The 1,735-nt window shown below is 45.4% G+C and carries 2 protein-coding genes; both read right to left on the bottom strand.

Annotated elements, in window-relative coordinates:
• A partial coding sequence (locus AC1DUA_RS36385) for an energy-coupling factor transporter transmembrane component T (RefSeq protein ID WP_477504364.1) occupies positions 1-771 on the bottom strand: 771 nt, incomplete at its 3' end.
• The gene (locus tag AC1DUA_RS36380; protein ID WP_477504363.1) at positions 768-1,682 is read right to left on the bottom strand and encodes a DUF4430 domain-containing protein; all 915 of its coding nucleotides are present in this window, start codon (positions 1,680-1,682) and stop codon (positions 768-770) included. The genes AC1DUA_RS36380 and AC1DUA_RS36385, both read right to left, overlap by 4 nt.
• Positions 1,683-1,735: the final 53 nt, after the last annotated feature.

Here is a 1,735-nt window from a genome sequence, read left to right as displayed (position 1 = left end):
CCCTTTCATCGACGGATAATACCTGAAATACATGGCTCCGCGTAATGAGCTTATCAAGACGTACCCTCCAACAATGACCAGGGCACCAAGAGCCAATTGATCACGTCGGTCAAACGTATAGTTAGAATAAGCCGTTCTTCCCTTCAGGCCGTATCCGCGGCTTCTCATGGAATCCGATGTTTCTATGGCATTTTCTAACACCCAGGTGATCATGATCGACATAATGCGGATGCCATGCCTCACACGTGAGATCACGCTGCCATTCGAGATATCTCTGCCAATACACTTTTGTGAATCCGAAACCCTTTGGAATTGCGCCTTGAATGTCGGTACAAATCGCAGCACCATCGAAAAAATTAATGACAATGCCGGGATGAGTTTGCCAAACAGATAAATGAACTTGTCGGATGTCATCACGGCATTGTAACAAGAAAACCAACTGATGACCGTTATCAGCATAGTCGCTGAAGCCGCGCCAAACGTAATGGATTCCAAAGTGAGCGGATTCCCGTTGTCCAAATAGGTCAGTATCGTTACTCCCTCGTGGTTAAACGCAGGGTTGATGAGTGCCGTTATAATCAGCATCGGCAGCATAACCAGAAAATTAAATCGAATCGCCCTTATACCGTTTAGATAGATCGAGTAGGTAAAGGAGAAAAACAGAGAAATGAGCAAGCATACAGGATGCAAGAAAAACATCGAACAAGCAATGACCATCACAAAATAAAAAAAGTTAACAAGAGGATGATAGCTGGAGAAAGCATCTTTCATTGTTTGGTTGCYCCAATAGCATTATAGGTGTCGCCAACGTCACGTCCTAAGTCGCATGTATAGACCCATTCAATGACGTCTCCTTCTTTCAACTGATACCGACTGCTTCCGTAATTGGGAAACCAGCCATTGACTTTGAACATCCAACCCGAGAGTTCTCCGACGTCAAATTCGTAGAGATTGTTGATTCCTTCGATATACGCGGAATTATAGATGGGTGTATTCACAAATTCCATATGAATTTTATGCTTCTTCATTTCCCTTTGCAGCACATTAAAGACGGATTCGCCTTCGTAGAACGTTACCTTCGTGGCAGGGAAGATAACCCCATCCTTCGGCACCAGTTCCACCTTTTCCTTATCCAGCAGCTTCATGTTATCCAGAATTGTCAAGCAGGTAACGGATAGCGTAGCAGTCATTGCCTTGTCAGAAATTTTGGTGCTCTGAGGTTCAACAGGCAAAGGTTTACCAGACGGAACTGGCTCTGTTAAGTATTTATCTTTCCCTGTCTTAGGATCAAGTTCTTGCTTGGCAGCAGTTTGACTGGTAGCAGGTGAAGGCGTTTCCTTTGGAGAGTCTTTGTCGGATTCTTTAGCGGGAACTACACTTGTTGGTTCCGGTGTTTGCGCAGGAGTTACCTCTGGCGGCTTAACCGTACTTACCGGTTGATCCTTGGATGACTGAGCTGCCGCGGGTTCAGCTGTAGAAGAACCGGGCTGTTGAGCAGCCTGATTCTTCTCTTCAACTGATCCCTGGGATTCCAGCTGTTTCTCCGGCTGAAGTGCAGCTGCCGCGGTAGGTGTAGACAATTTTCCCGAGTTAGTCGGTTGCGGTCCCATAAACAGGTAACTGGTTACGAGCGCAACCACGATAACGATGGCCGAAACGAATTTCGTTTTCGTTATTTTCATTCGATCACCTGTTTCACAAAAGTTTAGATCCCATTAATAGATGGTATAACATG

Source organism: Paenibacillus sp. 01T422, from assembly GCF_056398785.1.
Note: the sequence above shows the minus strand (reverse complement) of the source record. Positions and strands in the feature narration are given on the sequence as shown.